This is a genomic window from Mycobacterium parmense, assembly GCF_010730575.1.
Taxonomy (GTDB): Bacteria; Actinomycetota; Actinomycetes; order Mycobacteriales; family Mycobacteriaceae; genus Mycobacterium; species Mycobacterium parmense.
The window spans coordinates 3,634,212-3,648,032 of the sequence record NZ_AP022614.1 but is presented as its reverse complement, the minus strand read 5'-3'; the positions used below and the strand labels follow the sequence as shown (position 1 = coordinate 3,648,032).

Below are 13,821 nucleotides of genomic sequence, written 5' to 3'. Positions count from 1 at the left end.
AGAAAGCTTAGCGACACGTCCCCCGGATTGGGCGCCAGGACGGATCTGCAGAATAGGTGTCATGACGCCGATGGGAGACCTTCTGGGACCCGATCCGATCCTGTTGCCCGCCGATGCCGACGCGGAGGCGGAACTGCTCGCCGGGGAGAACCCGGGCATCGTCGCCGCGGCGCATCCGTCGGCGTCGGTGGCCTGGGCGGCACTCGCCGAAGAGGCGCTGGCCGACGACAAGGCCATCACCGCGTACGCGTACGCGCGCACGGGCTACCACCGCGGCCTTGACAAGCTGCGTCGCAACGGGTGGAAGGGCTTCGGGCCGGTCCCGTACTCCCACGAGCCCAACCGCGGCTTCCTGCGGTGCGTGGCGGCGCTGGCGCGCGCGGCCGACACGATCGGCGAGACCGACGAGTACCTGCGTTGCCTGGACCTGCTCGACGACTGTGACCCCGAGGCCCGAAAGGCGCTCGGGCTCTAGAACGTCTCGGTGCAGTCGGGCTCGCCCGGGCAGTCGATCTGCACCGTGGCGTGGTCCAGTCCCCGGGCCGACAGCACGGCGCGGGCGTCGTGCAGCACCCGGGCGGAGTCGCCGGCGCTTCTCAGGTGCGCGGTGCACATGTCCTTGCCGGGCGACAGCGTCCACACGTGCAGGTCGTGCACCTCGGTCACGCCCTCGACGGAGGCCAGCGCGCCGCGCAACTCCGCCACGTCGATGTGGGTCGGCGACGACTCGGAGAGGATGCGCAGGGCGTCGCGGGCCAGCGAGAGGGCGCGCGGCAGCACCCACAGCGCGACGAGCACGGCGACCACGACGTCGGCATAGGGCCAGCGCGTCGTGACCGTGACGACACCGGCGATCAGGACGCCCAGGCTGCCGACGCTGTCGGCGACCACCTCCATGTAGGCGCCCTTGACCGCGAGGCTCTGCGACGAATGGGAGCGCAGCAGCAGCGCCACCGCCAGGTTCGCGGTCAGCCCGGCGAGGGCGACCACGATCATCGGGACGCCGGGAATAGACGGGGTTTCCCGCAACCGCTGGATCGCCTCGTACAGGATGAACACCGACACGCCGATCAGCAGCGCGGCGTTGGCGACCGCGGTGAACACCTCGGCCCGATGCCAGCCGTAGGTACGCGCGGGCGATGAGCTGCCGCGCCGCGCCAATGTGACGGCCGCCAGGCCCATGAATACGGCGACGACGTCGGTCAGCATGTGCCCGGCGTCGGCAAGCAGGGCGATGGAGTTGATCAGGAGCGAGGTGGTCAGCTCCACCACAAAGAAGGCGGCCAGGATCGCGGCGGCGGCGATCATCCGCGGGATCATCCGGGACGCATCGGTCTCGTCGGGGGTGTGACTGTGACCCGCGCCCATGCCGTGAAATATATGCGGATCGACGCATATATGGCAAGGGTCAGATCCAGCGGCTCCAGAACCTGGTCAGCGCGTCGCCGTTGCCCACCAGCACCTGCGGCACCCCGGAGAAGTCGAACAGCCACAGCACCGCCCCGAAGAACCACTGGGCGAGCGCCGGCACCGCCAGGAGCAGGAACACCAGGATGAAGAAGGCCCACTGCTTGGCCGGTGCCAGTGCCCGCTGCGTCTCCGGACTCAGGTGGGGTTCGAGCGCGTCGTAACCGTCCAGGCCCGGGATCGGCAGCACGTTCAGCACCAGCGCGGTGACCTGCAGAAAGCCCAGGAAGGCCACGCCCGACCACAGGACCGCGTGGTCCGGGTCGAAGAACAGCCGGGTCAAACCCAGCAGCAGCACCGCCAGCAGCAGGTTGGCCATCGGTCCCGCGAGGCTGACCAGCGTGCGGCGGGCGGGCGTCATGAACCAGGTCCGCAGGTACACCGCGGCGCCGGGCAGGCCGATCCCGCCCAGGATGATGATGATGATCGGCAGCACCAGCGACAGCGCCGCATTGCTGTAGCGGCGCGGATCGAGGGTCAGGTAGCCACGCAGTTCTGCATCGTGGTCGCCGAACCGCCACGCGGTGACCGCGTGCCCGAATTCGTGCAGGCACAGCGACACCAGCCAGCCGGCGATCACGAAGGTGAACACCCCCGCGTACGCCATCGGCCGCGCGGTCGACCCGGCCAGCCAGGCCAGCGCGCCACCGGCAGCCGTCGCGGCCAGCATCGCCAGGAAAATGGGGCTGGGCCGCACCGCCGGCCGGACAGGGAAGCTCACCGGTCGAACCTATCCGACCAGCAGCCAGCCTTCGATATTGCGGTAGAACGTCGATCGGCGGGCCGCCCGCGGCGCCGCGCGCCCGTCGCGCACCACGGTCACGCCGGTGCAGCCCAGCTGCGCCGCGCGGCCTGCGACCCAGCGGTGCCAGAGCCCGCCCACCCGGGCCCGCAGCCCCGGCGGGGCGAGTGTCGGCTCGACGAGCACCGCGGCGACCTCGCCGTCGAACAGCACGGTGTCGTCGACGACCGCCTCGCCGTGGACGGTCCGCCGTTCGTCGGGCGGCATCCAGGCGGCGCGGCCCACCACCACCGAGCCGGTGTCGTCGCGGACCAGCGTGACCCGCCGGGCGGAGCCGCGCACGGCGCGGCGCGCCGCGCGACGCCCGGCCGGCAGCCGGTACGCCCGGGTCGCCCTGGTGGGGCGGGGCGGCGCGTAGGCGACCTCGACGTCGAGCCTGCCGGCGCGCAGCAGCCGCGTCAGCAGCGCGGCCAGATCCGCATCGGCGCCGACGACGACCAGCCGCCGGTACCGGCCGATCGCATCGTCCAGATCCGTCACGTCGCGGACCTGGAGCGTCGGCCACCCGCGCAGCGCGCCCCGTGCACGCGTCTGGCCGAACACCAGAACCGCCAGGTGGGTCACTTCTCGCAACCTCCTCAGCTAGGGTGGGTCACCGGCTGGACCACAATACGCAGGCGAGATCAGGTTGGAGCACGTCATGCCGGCAATCGTCCTCATCGGCGCCCAATGGGGCGACGAGGGCAAAGGTAAGGCCACTGACCTGCTCGGCGGCCGGGTCCAGTGGGTGGTGCGATACCAGGGTGGCAACAACGCCGGGCACACCGTCGTCCTGCCGGGCGGCGAGAATTTCGCGTTGCACCTGATCCCGTCGGGGGTGCTGACCCCCGGCGTCACCAACGTGATCGGCAACGGTGTGGTGGTCGATCCCGGTGTGCTGCTCGAGGAGCTGCGCGGCCTCGAGGAACGCGGGGTGGACACCTCCAAGCTGCTGATCTCCGCGGACGCGCACCTGTTGCTGCCCTACCACGTCGCCATCGACAAGGTCACCGAGCGCTACATGGGCAACAAGAAGATCGGCACCACCGGCCGCGGCATCGGGCCCTGCTACCAGGACAAGATCGCCCGCCAGGGCATCCGGGTCGCCGACGTGCTCGACCCCGAGGTGCTGACCCACAAGGTCGAGGGTGCCCTGGAACTCAAGAACCAGATCCTGGTCAAGATCTACAACCGCAAGGCGCTGGACCCGCACCAGGTGGTCGAGTCGCTCCTGCAGCAGGCGGAGGGCTTCCGGCATCGCATCGCCGACACCCGGCTGTTGCTCAACAACGCGCTGGAGGACGGGGAGACGGTCCTGCTGGAGGGCTCGCAGGGCACCCTGCTCGACGTGGACCACGGCACGTATCCCTATGTGACGTCCTCGAACCCGACGGCGGGCGGCGCGGCCGTCGGCTCGGGGATCGGCCCGACGCGGATCACCGCCGTGCTGGGCATCCTCAAGGCGTACACCACCAGGGTGGGTTCCGGCCCGTTCCCCACCGAACTGTTCGACGAGAACGGCGAATACCTGTCCAAGACCGGCGGCGAGTTCGGCGTGACGACCGGCCGGCGCCGGCGGTGCGGCTGGTTCGACGCCGTCATCGCCCGCTACGCCACCCGCGTCAACGGCATCACCGACTATTTCCTGACCAAGCTCGACGTGCTGTCCAGCCTGGAAACGGTGCCGGTGTGCGTGGGCTACAAGCTCGACGGGGTGCGCACCCACGAGATGCCGATGACCCAGAGCGATCTGCACCGCGCCGAGCCGATCTACGAGGAGCTGCCGGGGTGGTGGGAGGACATCTCGGACGCGCGGGACTTCGACGATTTGCCGGCCAAGGCGCGCGACTACGTGTTACGTGTGGAAGAGCTTGCGGGAGCACACGTTTCGTGCATCGGCGTGGGCCCGGGACGTGACCAGTCCATAGTGCGGCGCGACGTCCTGGCGGCCCGCGCGTGACCCACCCGCTGGCCGAGCCCGACCCCAAGGAACTCGACCCCGACTACGAGCACCACGGCGGATTTCCCGAGTACGGCCCGGCCAGCCCTGGCCCGGGCTTCGGCCGGTTCGTGGCGGCCATGCGAGAGCTGCAGGACCTGGCGGTAAGCGCCGACCCTGACGAGGACCTGTGGGACGAGGCGGCCGACCGGGTGGGCGCACTGGTGAAGCTGCTGGACCCGTTCCGCGCCGAGGAGGGCAAGGCGCCGGCCGGTAGGGCGCCGGACCTGCCCGGCATGGGCAGCCTGCTGCTGCCGCCGTGGACGCTGACCCGCTACGCGCCCGACGGCGTGGAGATGACGGGACACTTCAGCCGGTTTCACGTCGGCGGCAACATGGCGGTCCACGGCGGCGTGCTGCCGCTGTTGTTCGACCACATGTTCGGCATGATCGCGCACGCCGCGGGGCGGCCCATCAGCCGGACCGCCTTCCTGCACGTCGACTACCGCAAGGTCACCCCGATCGACGCGCCGCTGAAGGTGAGCGGCCGCGTCACCAGGACCGAGGGTCGCAAGGCGTTCGTGGCCGCCGAACTCCTCGACGCCGACGGCGCCGTGCTGGCCGAGGGGACCGGTCTGATGGTCCGGTTGCTGCCCGGCCAGCCCTGAGCCGGCCGGACGGCCGCCCTTAGCGGCGGACCTATCCTTGAGCGGTGACCGACGCACCCGCCGACGAGACCCAGACGACCGCACTCGCCATGGCGATCTCCCCGGCCACGCCCGCTGCGAGCGCCGACGCCGGGCCGCGGGTGATGCTGGTGGGCTCGGGCGAGCTGAGTCGCGAGCTGGCGATCTCGCTGCGGCGGCTGGGCGCGAAGGTGATCGCCGTCGAGGAGCGCGCAGACGGCCTGGCCGCCACCGTCGGGCGGGAGCGTCCCGACTACGTGTGCGTCACCGACGCGGTCTCGGCCAGTGACCTCGACGCCCTGGACCGGTTGGCCACCGGCGGCGGGCCGGATGGCCCCGAACTGGTGCCCAGCGCCCGCGCCTTGCGGCTTGCCGCCGACACGGAGGGCCTGCGCCGGCTGGCCGCCGACGAGCTGGGCCTGCCCACCGCCCCGTTCTGGTTCGCCGGATCGGCCGGCGAGCTGGAGGCGGTGGGTGCCCACGTCGGCTATCCACTGCTGGTGAAATCGCTTACCGGGCATGGTATTTCGTCCGTATCGAGTCGCGCCGGCATCGGGGCCGCCTGGCAGCGCGCGGTCGGTGGCGATGCGGGGGCGGAGCGCGCGCGGGTGCTGGCCGAGGCGGTGGTCGAGGTGGAGTTCCACATCACACTGCTCGCCGTCCGCAGCGACGGTCCGCGCGGTCCGGTGATCGAATTCTGTTCGCCCATCGGTCATCGAGGTGTCGACGCCGACGTGCTCGAAGCGTGGCAGCCGCAGAAGCTGACCGCCGCCGCCATGGACGCGTCGAGGTCGATCGCCGCGCGCATCGTCAAGGCGCTCGGCGGCCGCGGCGTGTTCGGCGTGGAGTTGATGATCAACGGCGACGAGGTCTACTTCGCCGGCGTGACGGCGCTGCCGCGCGCCAGCGCCTGGACGACCCTGCGCGGCCAGCGACTGTCTGCGTTCGAACTGCTCGCGCGGACCATCATGGGTCTGCCGGTGGACACCATGATGCTGTCGCCGTCGGCCGTGCGCGGTATCGAGGCGGCCGGCTCGCCGTCGCCGGCAGCGCTGAGGGGCGCGCTGGGTGTGCCCGAAAGCGACGTGCGGGCGACCGCGTCGGGGCTGCTGGCGCTGGCCACCGCGCCGGAGGTGGACGTCGCGCGTGACCGCGCCCGCGAGGTTGCCGGCCGGCTGGATGTGGGAGACTCACGCGGATGAGCTACGCGGGAGACATCACGCCCGAGCAGGCCTGGCAGCTGCTCAACGACGACCCCCGGGCCATGCTGGTCGACGTGCGCACCGACGCCGAATGGCGCACGGTCGGGGTGCCGGACCTCTCCGGGCTGGGGCGCGAGGCGGTGTTCATCGAGTGGAACACCTCCGACGGGTTGCGCAACGAGGGCTTCGCCGACGAACTGCGCGACCAGGTGGGTGACGACGAGCGCCCGGTCATCTTCCTGTGCCGCTCCGGCAGCCGCTCCATCGCCGCCGCCGAGCTCGCGACCGGGTTGGGCATCGCGCCGTCCTTCAACGTGCTGGACGGCTTCGAGGGCCGGCAGAGTGGAACGGGCTGGCAAGCGACCGGATTGCCCTGGAAGCAGATGTGACCGGCGCAGCAGCCCGCGCGACGATGTCGCCGCCGCTCGCAGGCGCCGACGTCAGTCGGAGGAAGGATCGGTGGACGTCGGCTGCAGAGGAGTTGGCCACTCCGTAGGAGGGTCGTGCAGCGTTGACACGTCCGGCAACGGCTTGCGGCAGATTGCCCGGGCTCGCTGGGGGGTCATGCCCAGCGTCCGCAGCAGGCGTTCGGTCACCTCGTCGACGGTGGCATCGGCGTTGCGCTCGGGCCGGTCGCGCAACAGCACCGCCATCCCGACCAGCATCCCGCCGGCGATGGCCAATCCCAATTCGGGATCGGGGATGGTGAATCGGCCCCGTTCGATCCCGGCGGTGATGTCACGCAAGGCTCGCGGGGACAGCCCGCGGTCGGACAAGATGAGGGATCCGCAGTGGGCCAGTAGCAGCGCCGCTTCCTGCGGGCGGTGACAGAACAATCGTCCAGTCAGGCGATAGTTCGCCGCGAAAGCCTCGGCCGGGTCTGAAATGGATGCGGTGAAGCCGTCGAGCAGCGCGCCGAGGTTGTCGAGTGCGTCGGTGACGGCCGCCTCGAACAGTTCTTCCTTGCTGTCGAAGTGGTTGTAGAACGAACCCATGCCCACGTCGGCGGCCTGGGTGATCTCGAGGATCGCAGCACCGAGTCTGCCCTGCGCAATAAAGCCCTGAGCGGCGCGGATGAGGGCGTTGCGGGTACGCATCTTGCGGCGTTCGAGGCGGTTGACTCGTGCATTCTGCGGCTCGCCGCCCTCGCTCTGGGGCGCATCCATGAGCGGAGAATACCAGCGGACTCCTTGCTGAGGATTTCGTCAGTTAGTATCTTCTGACAATATGCTCGTGTATGACGATTTCCTCAACTTTGCCGGTGGTGGTCAGACCCGACCACACCGACATGGTCGCGGGCCGCGACCTCGCCGCCACCTCGGCGCATGCCCGCACCGCCGACCACGGGTAGGAGCCATCGCGTGATCCGTCATTCTGCAAATGTGCCGGTGTATCGGCCCAGCATCTACAGCGCCTCAGCAATCCGTGACCCCTACCCCCACTACCGCGCCATTCGGAATCTGGGACCGGCTGTATGGCTTGCCCGCCATCGCCTCTACGCTCTGCCGCGTTACGCCGAGTGCAAGGCCACCCTGCGCGACGACGGACAGTACGCCTCCGGACATGGGGTTGCGGCCAACGTCATCGCCAATCGGCTGTCGCGCGGGACCACACTCAACAGCGACGGTGCCGAACACGACCGACGCCGCAAGCTCGTCGCGCACAGGTTGATGCCCCGCGCGCTGCGCGCCCTGGGTGACGACATCGACGCACGGGCCTGCGCCATCGTCGAGCACGCAGTGAGCCGGGGCAGGGTTGACGCGGTGAGTGACCTGGCTACCGCTCTCCCGCTGGCCGTCGTTCCGGATCTGGTCGGGTGGCCACGAAATCAACGCGATCATCTACTCGACTGGGCCGCAGCGACTTTCGACATTCTCGGCCCACCGAACTGGCAGGCCCTCAAAGCCGTGCCGCGCAGCCTGCAGATGCTGCGCTTCGCGCGAAGTGTCGTACGTGACCGCGACGTGCTGCCCGGCAGCATGGCGCACGAACTTCTCACCGCCGTCACCGACGGAACCCTGACCGCAGAAGAAGTGCCGCCACTGCTGGTCGACTACATAGCCCCGTCGTTGGATACCACCATCAGCGCCATCTCGAGCGCCATATATCTCTTTGCCACGCACCCGGAGCAATGGCACCTGCTCAAGAATGAGCCCTCGCTGATGGCCAATGCCGTAAACGAAGTGGTGCGATTTGAGTCGCCGATTCGCGCCTTCACCCGAAAGACTCTGTGCAGCAAAGAGATCGGTGGTGCGTCCATTCCCGCGGGCGCTCGGGTGTTGGTGATGTACGCCTCAGCCAACCGCGACGAACTCGAGTGGGAGGCCCCGAACGTCTTCGACATCCGCAACGAAGCCGGACGCCACCTAGGCTTCGGCAACGGCGCCCACGCCTGCGCCGGCCAAGGCCTGGCCCGGCTGGAAACCACCGCCATGCTCAAAGCCCTGATCGGCCTCGTCGACCGCATCGAGCTCGCCGCAGAACCGACCTGGGCGGTCAACAACATCATCCACCGCCACAGCCACCTCCCGGTACGGCTCATCGCCTCGTGAGACCGCTCGCGCAACGGACGCACCCATCCGAACCGCTCGCCGGCCGGGGGCCAGCGATTGGCATCCGCCGGACGCGTCAACGAGGGGCGCCGTCAGGCGACGGGCTTATTGACCGTTCGGGTGCTGCTGGGCGTACTGGATGCCCTGGTTCACCTGGTCGATGGCCTGCTGCACCAGGTTGATCGCCTGCTCGCGGTGGCCGCCCTTGTCGGATTCGGCCTGCTGCAGTTCGCCGAGCCCCTGCTGCAGATCGTTGCGCGCGTTGAACATGTGTTCCTGGACGGCGTAGGCGGTTCCGGCGCCGAGAACGCTGAAAGCGGTGGCCGTCAGTACCCCCGCGACCGCAAGTCGTGCCTTAGAGATCTGCATGATCGTGAGTCCTCCCGGATGTGTCTTCCCTTGCCCCGAGCCGGGACTCTAGCACCCGCAAACTGGCGCTGAGGAGAATTGGTTAGCCCGTCGCCCTCTGTTCAGCCTCTTCCGCACGCTCGGCCGCCGCCAGCGTTCCCTGCGTCTGTTGCTCCACCCAATTGACCACCGGGCGCGCATAGATCATCTGGCTGGTGATGGCCATCTGGCCGCGCGTGCGGCCCAGGAAGGAAATCCCCCAGGCGAACATGGCGGCGACCCGGTTCCGGTGGCCCACAAGGTAGTACAGATGCAGCAGCAGCCAGGCCAGCCAGGCGATGAACCCGCCGAACTCCAGCTTGCCGACCTTGGCGACGGCGCTGTAGCGGGAGACGAGTGCCATGCTGCCCTTGTCGTGGTAGGCGAACGGCTTGCGGTTGCCCAGCTTGTCGGCGCCTTTGACCGCGTTCTTGATCGTCGTGGCCGCGTAGTGCGCTCCCTGGATTGCGCCCTGCGCCATGCCCGGAACGCCTGGCACGGACATCAGGTCGCCGACGATGAAGACGTATGGATGGCCCTTGACGGTGAGGTCGGGTTCGACGAGCACCCTTCCGGCACGGTCGGTTTCGGTCCCGTCGGATTGTTCGGCGATCATCCTGCCCAGCGAGCTGGCCTGCACGCCGGCCGCCCACACCTTGCAGGCGCACTCGATGCGCCGTTCGCTGCCGTCCTTCTCCTTGACCGTGATGCCCATGTAGTCGACGGCGGTCACCATGGCGTCGAGCTGCACCTCGACGTCCATCTTCTGCAACCGGCGCTGCGCGATGGCACCCAGCTTGGGGCCCATCGGCGGCAGCACCGCGGGCGCCGCATCGAGCAGGATGACCCGGCAGTCGCTGGGCGTGATGGTCCGGAATGCGCCGGCCAGGGTCCGCTCGGCGAGTTGCACGATCTCGCCGGCCAATTCGACACCGGTGGGCCCGGCGCCGACCACCACGAAGGTGAGTCGGCGCCGTCGCTCGGCGGGGTCGGTGGCGACCTCGGCGGCCTCGAATGCACCCAGGATCCGGCCGCGGAGCTCGAGGGCGTCGTCGATGGTCTTCATGCCGGGCGCGAAGGCGGCGTACTCGTCGTGGCCGAAGTAGGACTGCTGCGCGCCGGCGGCCACTATCAGGCTGTCGTACGGCGTCACCGTATCCATTCCCATCAGGTGGGACGTGACCGTCTTAGCTTTGAGGTCGACGGAGGTGACTTCACCCCACAGAACGCGGATGTTCTTCTGCTTGCGCAGGATCAGCCTGGTGGTGGGCGCGATGTCGCCTTCGGACAGGATGCCCGTCGCCACTTGGTACAGCAGCGGCTGGAACAAGTGCGTGGTCGTCTTCGAGATCAGAGTGACGTCGACTTGGCTTCCTTTGGGGACCCGCCTGAGAGCCCTCGCCGCGTTCAGTCCGCCGAATCCGCTCCCGATGATGACAACTCGATGCGACATGCTCACCCCTCTCTGTGCCGGCGCATCTCCACCGTAAGACTTGGCACCGTCCAGCGGCGGGATAAGGTCTCCGGCCATCTTGCCGAGCTCACGCTACAAGGGCTGGCGGTGCGGGCCAGCCACGCGAAGGTAACTGTAGTCGACCCATCCCGCTATAATCGAACATATGTTCGATCGGACGATGCCGAAGTGGTGGGGTGCGTTGATCCCGCCGATTTTCAATCCGCCGCCCTTTAGAACGGCCAGGTGCTCGCGTTCGTCTTGTACTTGGCGTTCAGCGCGGTGCAGAAGTCGTCGGCCGTGCCGGCGAGCAGGATGTAGTAAGCCTCGGCGCCGTTGCGGCTCGCGAACGAGTTCGGGGTGACCCAGCCGCTGTTGCAACCCGACGTCTGCGTGCCCGCCGTCGCCCGGCGCCAGTTGGTCTTCTCGCAGTTCGCCAGGTCGTCGACGTTGGGGGTGGCGCTCTTGGCCGCCACCAGCATCGCCCCACCCCAGAGACCGTCCTTGCGGCGGAAGGCGCGGGCCCCGAACCCGGCGTTGTTCGTCTGGCACGACATCGCCCGGCGCAGCAGCCCGAAGGGCGCCGCGAGCTGGGTGTCGGCGACCGCTCCGGCGGCCGTGATGAACTGCGCGGCGTCCGTGCCGTCCGCCTCCTGGACGTTGGGATCGTTCAGGCTGGTCAACTGGCCGGCGATCCCCGCGTTGTTGCCGCCACCGATGAGCGGTCCGCCGCCGCCGGACGTCATCGGGGGCAGCGTGACGCTGGGCGCGGCGCCGGCGGACGGCGTCCCCACCGCGAGGGCCAACGACATCGCCGCGATCATGCTCCGAAGTCTCATGGCTCTCATTTGAACAGGTGTGCGTGGCCGGTCGAGTCGGTGGTCATCAGATTCCGAGGTCCTTGGCGATGATGGTCTTCATGATCTCGTTGGTCCCGCCGTAGATCGTCTGGATGCGGGCGTCGACGAACGCGCGCGACACGCTGTACTCCCGCATGTAGCCATAGCCGCCGTGTAGCTGCAGGCAGCGGTCGGCGGTGCGCACCTGCAGATCGGTGGTCCACCACTTCAACCGCGCGGCGCGCGCGGCGGTCAGGTCACCGGTGAGATGCTGAGCCAGACAGTCATCGAGATACGTTCTGGCGATGTCGATTTCGGTCGCCAGCTCGGCGAGCACGAACTGGCTGTTCTGGAAGCTGCCGATCGGCGTACCGAACGCCTTGCGCTCGCGGACGTAGTCCAGCGTCTGGGCCAGGACGCTCTCCGCGGCGGCCACCGCGCCGACCCCGAGCGCGAGTCGCTCCTGCGGCAGGTTGCCCACCAATTGGTAGAAGCCCGCGCCTTCCTGGCCGAGCAGATTGCCGGCGGGCACCCGCATGTCGGTGAAAGTGAGCTCGCTGGTGTCCTGGGCGTGCAGGCCGATCTTTTCCAGGTTGCGTCCGCGCGAGAACCCCGGCGTATCCGCGTCGACCACCAGCAGTGACAGCCCCTTGTGCCGGTCCGGCGAGGTGCGCACCGCGACGACGAACAGGTCGCCGCTCTGCCCGTTGGAGATGAACGTCTTGGCCCCGTTGACCACGTATTCGTCGCCGTCCCGGACCGCCGACGTCCGGATACCCGCCAAATCGCTGCCCGTGCCGGGCTCGGTCATCGCGATGCCGAGCACCGTCTCGCCGGTGACCACGCCGGGCAGCCAGCGCCGCTGCTGCTCGGGGGTGGTCAGATCGGTGAGGTAGGGCAGCACGATGTCGTTCTGCAGGGTGAAGGCGATCGATTCGGCCGCCGCGCCCGCCCGCTGCAATTCGTCGATGAGGATCGCGTTGTACCGGAAGTCGTCGACTCCCGGCCCGCCGAAGTCCTCGGGCACCGAAAAGCCCAGCAGGCCGAGCTTGCCCGCCTCTGCGAACAACGACCGGTCCCAGCGACCCTGCCGTTCGGCCTCCTCATGCGCCGGAACGACCGTGTGTCGCACGAATTCCCGTACCAGTTCGCGAAATTGGTGATGCTCGGAGGTGTATTCGAGACGCGCGGCCATGCGGTGCTCCTGTCGGATCGTCAGCGGAAGGCGTCGCTGCCCGTGAACGCCTGGCCCAGAACCAGCTGATGCATCTCGGGGGTGCCCTCGTAGGTCAGCACCGATTCCAGGTTCACCATGTGCCGGATGACCGGATACTCCAGTGATATCCCGTTGCCGCCCAATATCGTTCGTGCGGTGCGGCAAATCTTGATCGCCTCTCGGGTGTTGTTGAGCTTGCCGAAGCTCACCTGTTCGGGGCGCAGACCTGGGCCGTCTTTGAGCCGCCCGAGGTGCAACGAAAGCAGCTGTCCCTTGTGCAACTCGACCGCCATGTCGACGAGTTTGGCTTGGGTGAGCTGGAATCCGGCGATCGGGCGCCCGAACTGGGTGCGCTGCGTGGCGTAGTCGAGCGCGGCCTGCCAGGCCGAGCGGGCCGCTCCCATGGATCCCCAGATGATCCCGTAGCGCGCCTCGGACAGGCACGACAGCGGCCCGCGCAGCCCGCGCGCCTCGGGCAGGATCGCGTCGGCGGGCAGCCGCACGTCGTCGAGCACCAGCTCGCTGGTGATCGACGCGCGCAGCGACAGCTTGTGATGAATGGTGTTGGCGGTGAATCCGGCGGTCTGCGTGGGGACGAGGAAGCCCCGGACACCGTCGTCGGTGGCCGCCCACACGACCGCGACGTCGGCTACCGAGCCGTTGGTGATCCACAGCTTGCGGCCGTTGAGCACCCAGTCCGACCCGTCCCGGCGTGCCCGGGTGGTCATCGCGGCCGGGTCGGACCCGACGTCGGGCTCCGTCAACCCGAAGCAGCCGAGCCGTTCGCCCGCCGCCATACCGGGTAGCCACTCCTGTTTCTGCTCCTCGGACCCGAACCGCCAGATGGCGAACATCGCCAGCGACCCCTGCACCGACACCATGGACCGGATGCCGGAGTCGGCGGCCTCGAGTTCGGTGCACGCCAGCCCGTAGTGCACCGCCGACGCGCCGCCGCAGCCATAGCCGTGCAGGTGCATCCCGAGCAGGCCGAGTTTGCCGAAGTGCTTGGCGAGTTCGCGAACCGGCAGGTCACCGATCTCGAACCACTCCGCGATGTGGGGAAGCACGTGTTCGGCGCAGAACTTCCTGACCGTGTCGCGGACCGCGAGTTCGTCGTCGGACAGCGAGGCGTCGAGGCCCAGGGGGTCGTCTCGATCGAAGGCGGGGGGTGTCTGAGTGCTCATGGAATCAGCCTGCCACTAATCGCCGTGGCCAGGCCGCGCAGTTGAGCACCTGTCCGCCGGCCAATCGCGCCGCCCGGGACGCAAAGAACGGCACCGCTGCCCGGTAGTCTCGCTT

The 13,821-nt window shown here is 68.8% G+C and carries 15 protein-coding genes; 6 read left to right on the top strand and 9 right to left on the bottom strand.

Going from position 1 to position 13,821, the window contains the following annotated elements:
- The first annotated feature begins 61 nt into the window (after window positions 1–61).
- The gene (locus G6N48_RS16900; RefSeq protein WP_085271690.1) at window positions 62–475 is read left to right on the top strand and encodes a DUF3151 domain-containing protein; all 414 of its coding nucleotides are present in this window, start codon (window positions 62–64) and stop codon (window positions 473–475) included.
- On the opposite strand, the gene G6N48_RS16895 is transcribed toward G6N48_RS16900, so the two are convergent.
- Genes G6N48_RS16895 through G6N48_RS16885 form a run of 3 tightly spaced genes read right to left on the bottom strand, consistent with a single transcriptional unit; the run spans window position 472 to window position 2,842 of the window.
- The gene (locus G6N48_RS16895; RefSeq protein WP_085271691.1) at window positions 472–1,368 is read right to left on the bottom strand and encodes a cation diffusion facilitator family transporter; all 897 of its coding nucleotides are present in this window, start codon (window positions 1,366–1,368) and stop codon (window positions 472–474) included. The genes G6N48_RS16900 and G6N48_RS16895 overlap by 4 nt on opposite strands.
- Before the next feature lie 40 nt (window positions 1,369–1,408).
- A complete protein-coding gene (locus tag G6N48_RS16890; RefSeq protein WP_163670973.1) occupies window positions 1,409–2,137 on the bottom strand; it encodes a site-2 protease family protein in 729 nt (242 codons plus the stop codon).
- A gap of 60 nt (window positions 2,138–2,197) precedes the next feature.
- On the bottom strand, window positions 2,198–2,842 hold the full coding sequence (locus G6N48_RS16885) for a peptidase M50 (protein ID WP_085271693.1): 645 nt from the start codon (window positions 2,840–2,842) through the stop codon (window positions 2,198–2,200).
- A 67-nt stretch (window positions 2,843–2,909) separates the two neighbouring features.
- Here G6N48_RS16885 and G6N48_RS16880 point away from each other — a divergent pair, with 67 nt between their 5' ends.
- The 4 genes from G6N48_RS16880 (at window position 2,910) to G6N48_RS16865 (ending at window position 6,464) form a co-directional block, all read left to right on the top strand.
- Window positions 2,910–4,208, top strand: coding sequence for an adenylosuccinate synthase (locus G6N48_RS16880; protein ID WP_085271694.1), 1,299 nt, complete (start codon window positions 2,910–2,912; stop codon window positions 4,206–4,208).
- An 8-nt stretch (window positions 4,209–4,216) separates the two neighbouring features.
- Entirely contained in the window at window positions 4,217–4,855 is a 639-nt protein-coding gene (locus tag G6N48_RS16875; RefSeq protein WP_085272041.1) for a PaaI family thioesterase, read from the top strand.
- 89 nt (window positions 4,856–4,944) lie between these two features.
- The gene (locus G6N48_RS16870; protein WP_139826039.1) at window positions 4,945–6,075 is read left to right on the top strand and encodes an ATP-grasp domain-containing protein; all 1,131 of its coding nucleotides are present in this window, start codon (window positions 4,945–4,947) and stop codon (window positions 6,073–6,075) included.
- Complete coding sequence (locus G6N48_RS16865; protein ID WP_085271696.1) at window positions 6,072–6,464, top strand: rhodanese-like domain-containing protein; 393 nt, start codon at window positions 6,072–6,074, stop codon at window positions 6,462–6,464. The genes G6N48_RS16870 and G6N48_RS16865 overlap by 4 nt, the downstream gene beginning before the upstream one ends.
- Window positions 6,465–6,515: 51 nt before the next feature.
- On the opposite strand, the gene G6N48_RS16860 is transcribed toward G6N48_RS16865, so the two are convergent.
- Window positions 6,516–7,241 carry a TetR/AcrR family transcriptional regulator gene (locus G6N48_RS16860; RefSeq protein WP_085271697.1) on the bottom strand — a complete coding sequence of 242 codons (726 nt, stop codon included), beginning with the start codon at window positions 7,239–7,241 and terminating at the stop codon, window positions 6,516–6,518.
- Window positions 7,242–7,745: 504 nt separating this feature from the next.
- On the opposite strand from G6N48_RS16860, the gene G6N48_RS16855 reads away from it, so the two are divergent.
- Window positions 7,746–8,627: a cytochrome P450 gene (locus G6N48_RS16855; RefSeq protein WP_308205283.1), complete on the top strand. Its 882-nt coding sequence runs from the start codon at window positions 7,746–7,748 to the stop codon at window positions 8,625–8,627.
- Between the two features lie 105 nt (window positions 8,628–8,732).
- On the opposite strand, the gene G6N48_RS16850 is transcribed toward G6N48_RS16855, so the two are convergent.
- The 5 genes from G6N48_RS16850 to G6N48_RS16830 form a co-directional block, all read right to left on the bottom strand.
- Window positions 8,733–8,996: a hypothetical protein gene (locus tag G6N48_RS16850; RefSeq protein ID WP_085271699.1), complete on the bottom strand. Its 264-nt coding sequence runs from the start codon at window positions 8,994–8,996 to the stop codon at window positions 8,733–8,735.
- 82 nt (window positions 8,997–9,078) lie between these two features.
- Window positions 9,079–10,467 carry an NAD(P)/FAD-dependent oxidoreductase gene (locus tag G6N48_RS16845; protein ID WP_085271700.1) on the bottom strand — a complete coding sequence of 463 codons (1,389 nt, stop codon included), beginning with the start codon at window positions 10,465–10,467 and terminating at the stop codon, window positions 9,079–9,081.
- Between the two features lie 233 nt (window positions 10,468–10,700).
- Window positions 10,701–11,315: a hypothetical protein gene (locus G6N48_RS16840; protein ID WP_085271701.1), complete on the bottom strand. Its 615-nt coding sequence runs from the start codon at window positions 11,313–11,315 to the stop codon at window positions 10,701–10,703.
- Between the two features lie 37 nt (window positions 11,316–11,352).
- On the bottom strand, window positions 11,353–12,501 hold the full coding sequence (locus G6N48_RS16835; RefSeq protein ID WP_085271702.1) for an acyl-CoA dehydrogenase family protein: 1,149 nt from the start codon (window positions 12,499–12,501) through the stop codon (window positions 11,353–11,355).
- 20 nt (window positions 12,502–12,521) lie between these two features.
- Complete coding sequence (locus G6N48_RS16830) at window positions 12,522–13,706, bottom strand: acyl-CoA dehydrogenase family protein (RefSeq protein WP_085271703.1); 1,185 nt, start codon at window positions 13,704–13,706, stop codon at window positions 12,522–12,524.
- Window positions 13,707–13,821 lie beyond the last annotated feature (115 nt).

Coding starts and splice junctions, on each gene's coding strand:
- G6N48_RS16880 (WP_085271694.1), top strand. CDS start 2,910: ATGCCGGCAATCGTCCTCATCGGCGCCCAATGGGGCGACGAGGGCAAA.
- G6N48_RS16890 (WP_163670973.1), bottom strand. CDS start 2,137: ATGCTGGCCGCGACGGCTGCCGGTGGCGCGCTGGCCTGGCTGGCCGGG.
- G6N48_RS16830 (WP_085271703.1), bottom strand. CDS start 13,706: ATGAGCACTCAGACACCCCCCGCCTTCGATCGAGACGACCCCCTGGGC.
- G6N48_RS16860 (WP_085271697.1), bottom strand. CDS start 7,241: ATGGATGCGCCCCAGAGCGAGGGCGGCGAGCCGCAGAATGCACGAGTC.
- G6N48_RS16835 (WP_085271702.1), bottom strand. CDS start 12,501: ATGGCCGCGCGTCTCGAATACACCTCCGAGCATCACCAATTTCGCGAA.
- G6N48_RS16895 (WP_085271691.1), bottom strand. CDS start 1,368: ATGGGCGCGGGTCACAGTCACACCCCCGACGAGACCGATGCGTCCCGG.
- G6N48_RS16850 (WP_085271699.1), bottom strand. CDS start 8,996: ATGCAGATCTCTAAGGCACGACTTGCGGTCGCGGGGGTACTGACGGCC.
- G6N48_RS16845 (WP_085271700.1), bottom strand. CDS start 10,467: ATGTCGCATCGAGTTGTCATCATCGGGAGCGGATTCGGCGGACTGAAC.
- G6N48_RS16870 (WP_139826039.1), top strand. CDS start 4,945: ATGGCGATCTCCCCGGCCACGCCCGCTGCGAGCGCCGACGCCGGGCCG.
- G6N48_RS16900 (WP_085271690.1), top strand. CDS start 62: ATGACGCCGATGGGAGACCTTCTGGGACCCGATCCGATCCTGTTGCCC.
- G6N48_RS16840 (WP_085271701.1), bottom strand. CDS start 11,315: ATGAGAGCCATGAGACTTCGGAGCATGATCGCGGCGATGTCGTTGGCC.
- G6N48_RS16865 (WP_085271696.1), top strand. CDS start 6,072: ATGAGCTACGCGGGAGACATCACGCCCGAGCAGGCCTGGCAGCTGCTC.
- G6N48_RS16855 (WP_308205283.1), top strand. CDS start 7,746: ATGCCCCGCGCGCTGCGCGCCCTGGGTGACGACATCGACGCACGGGCC.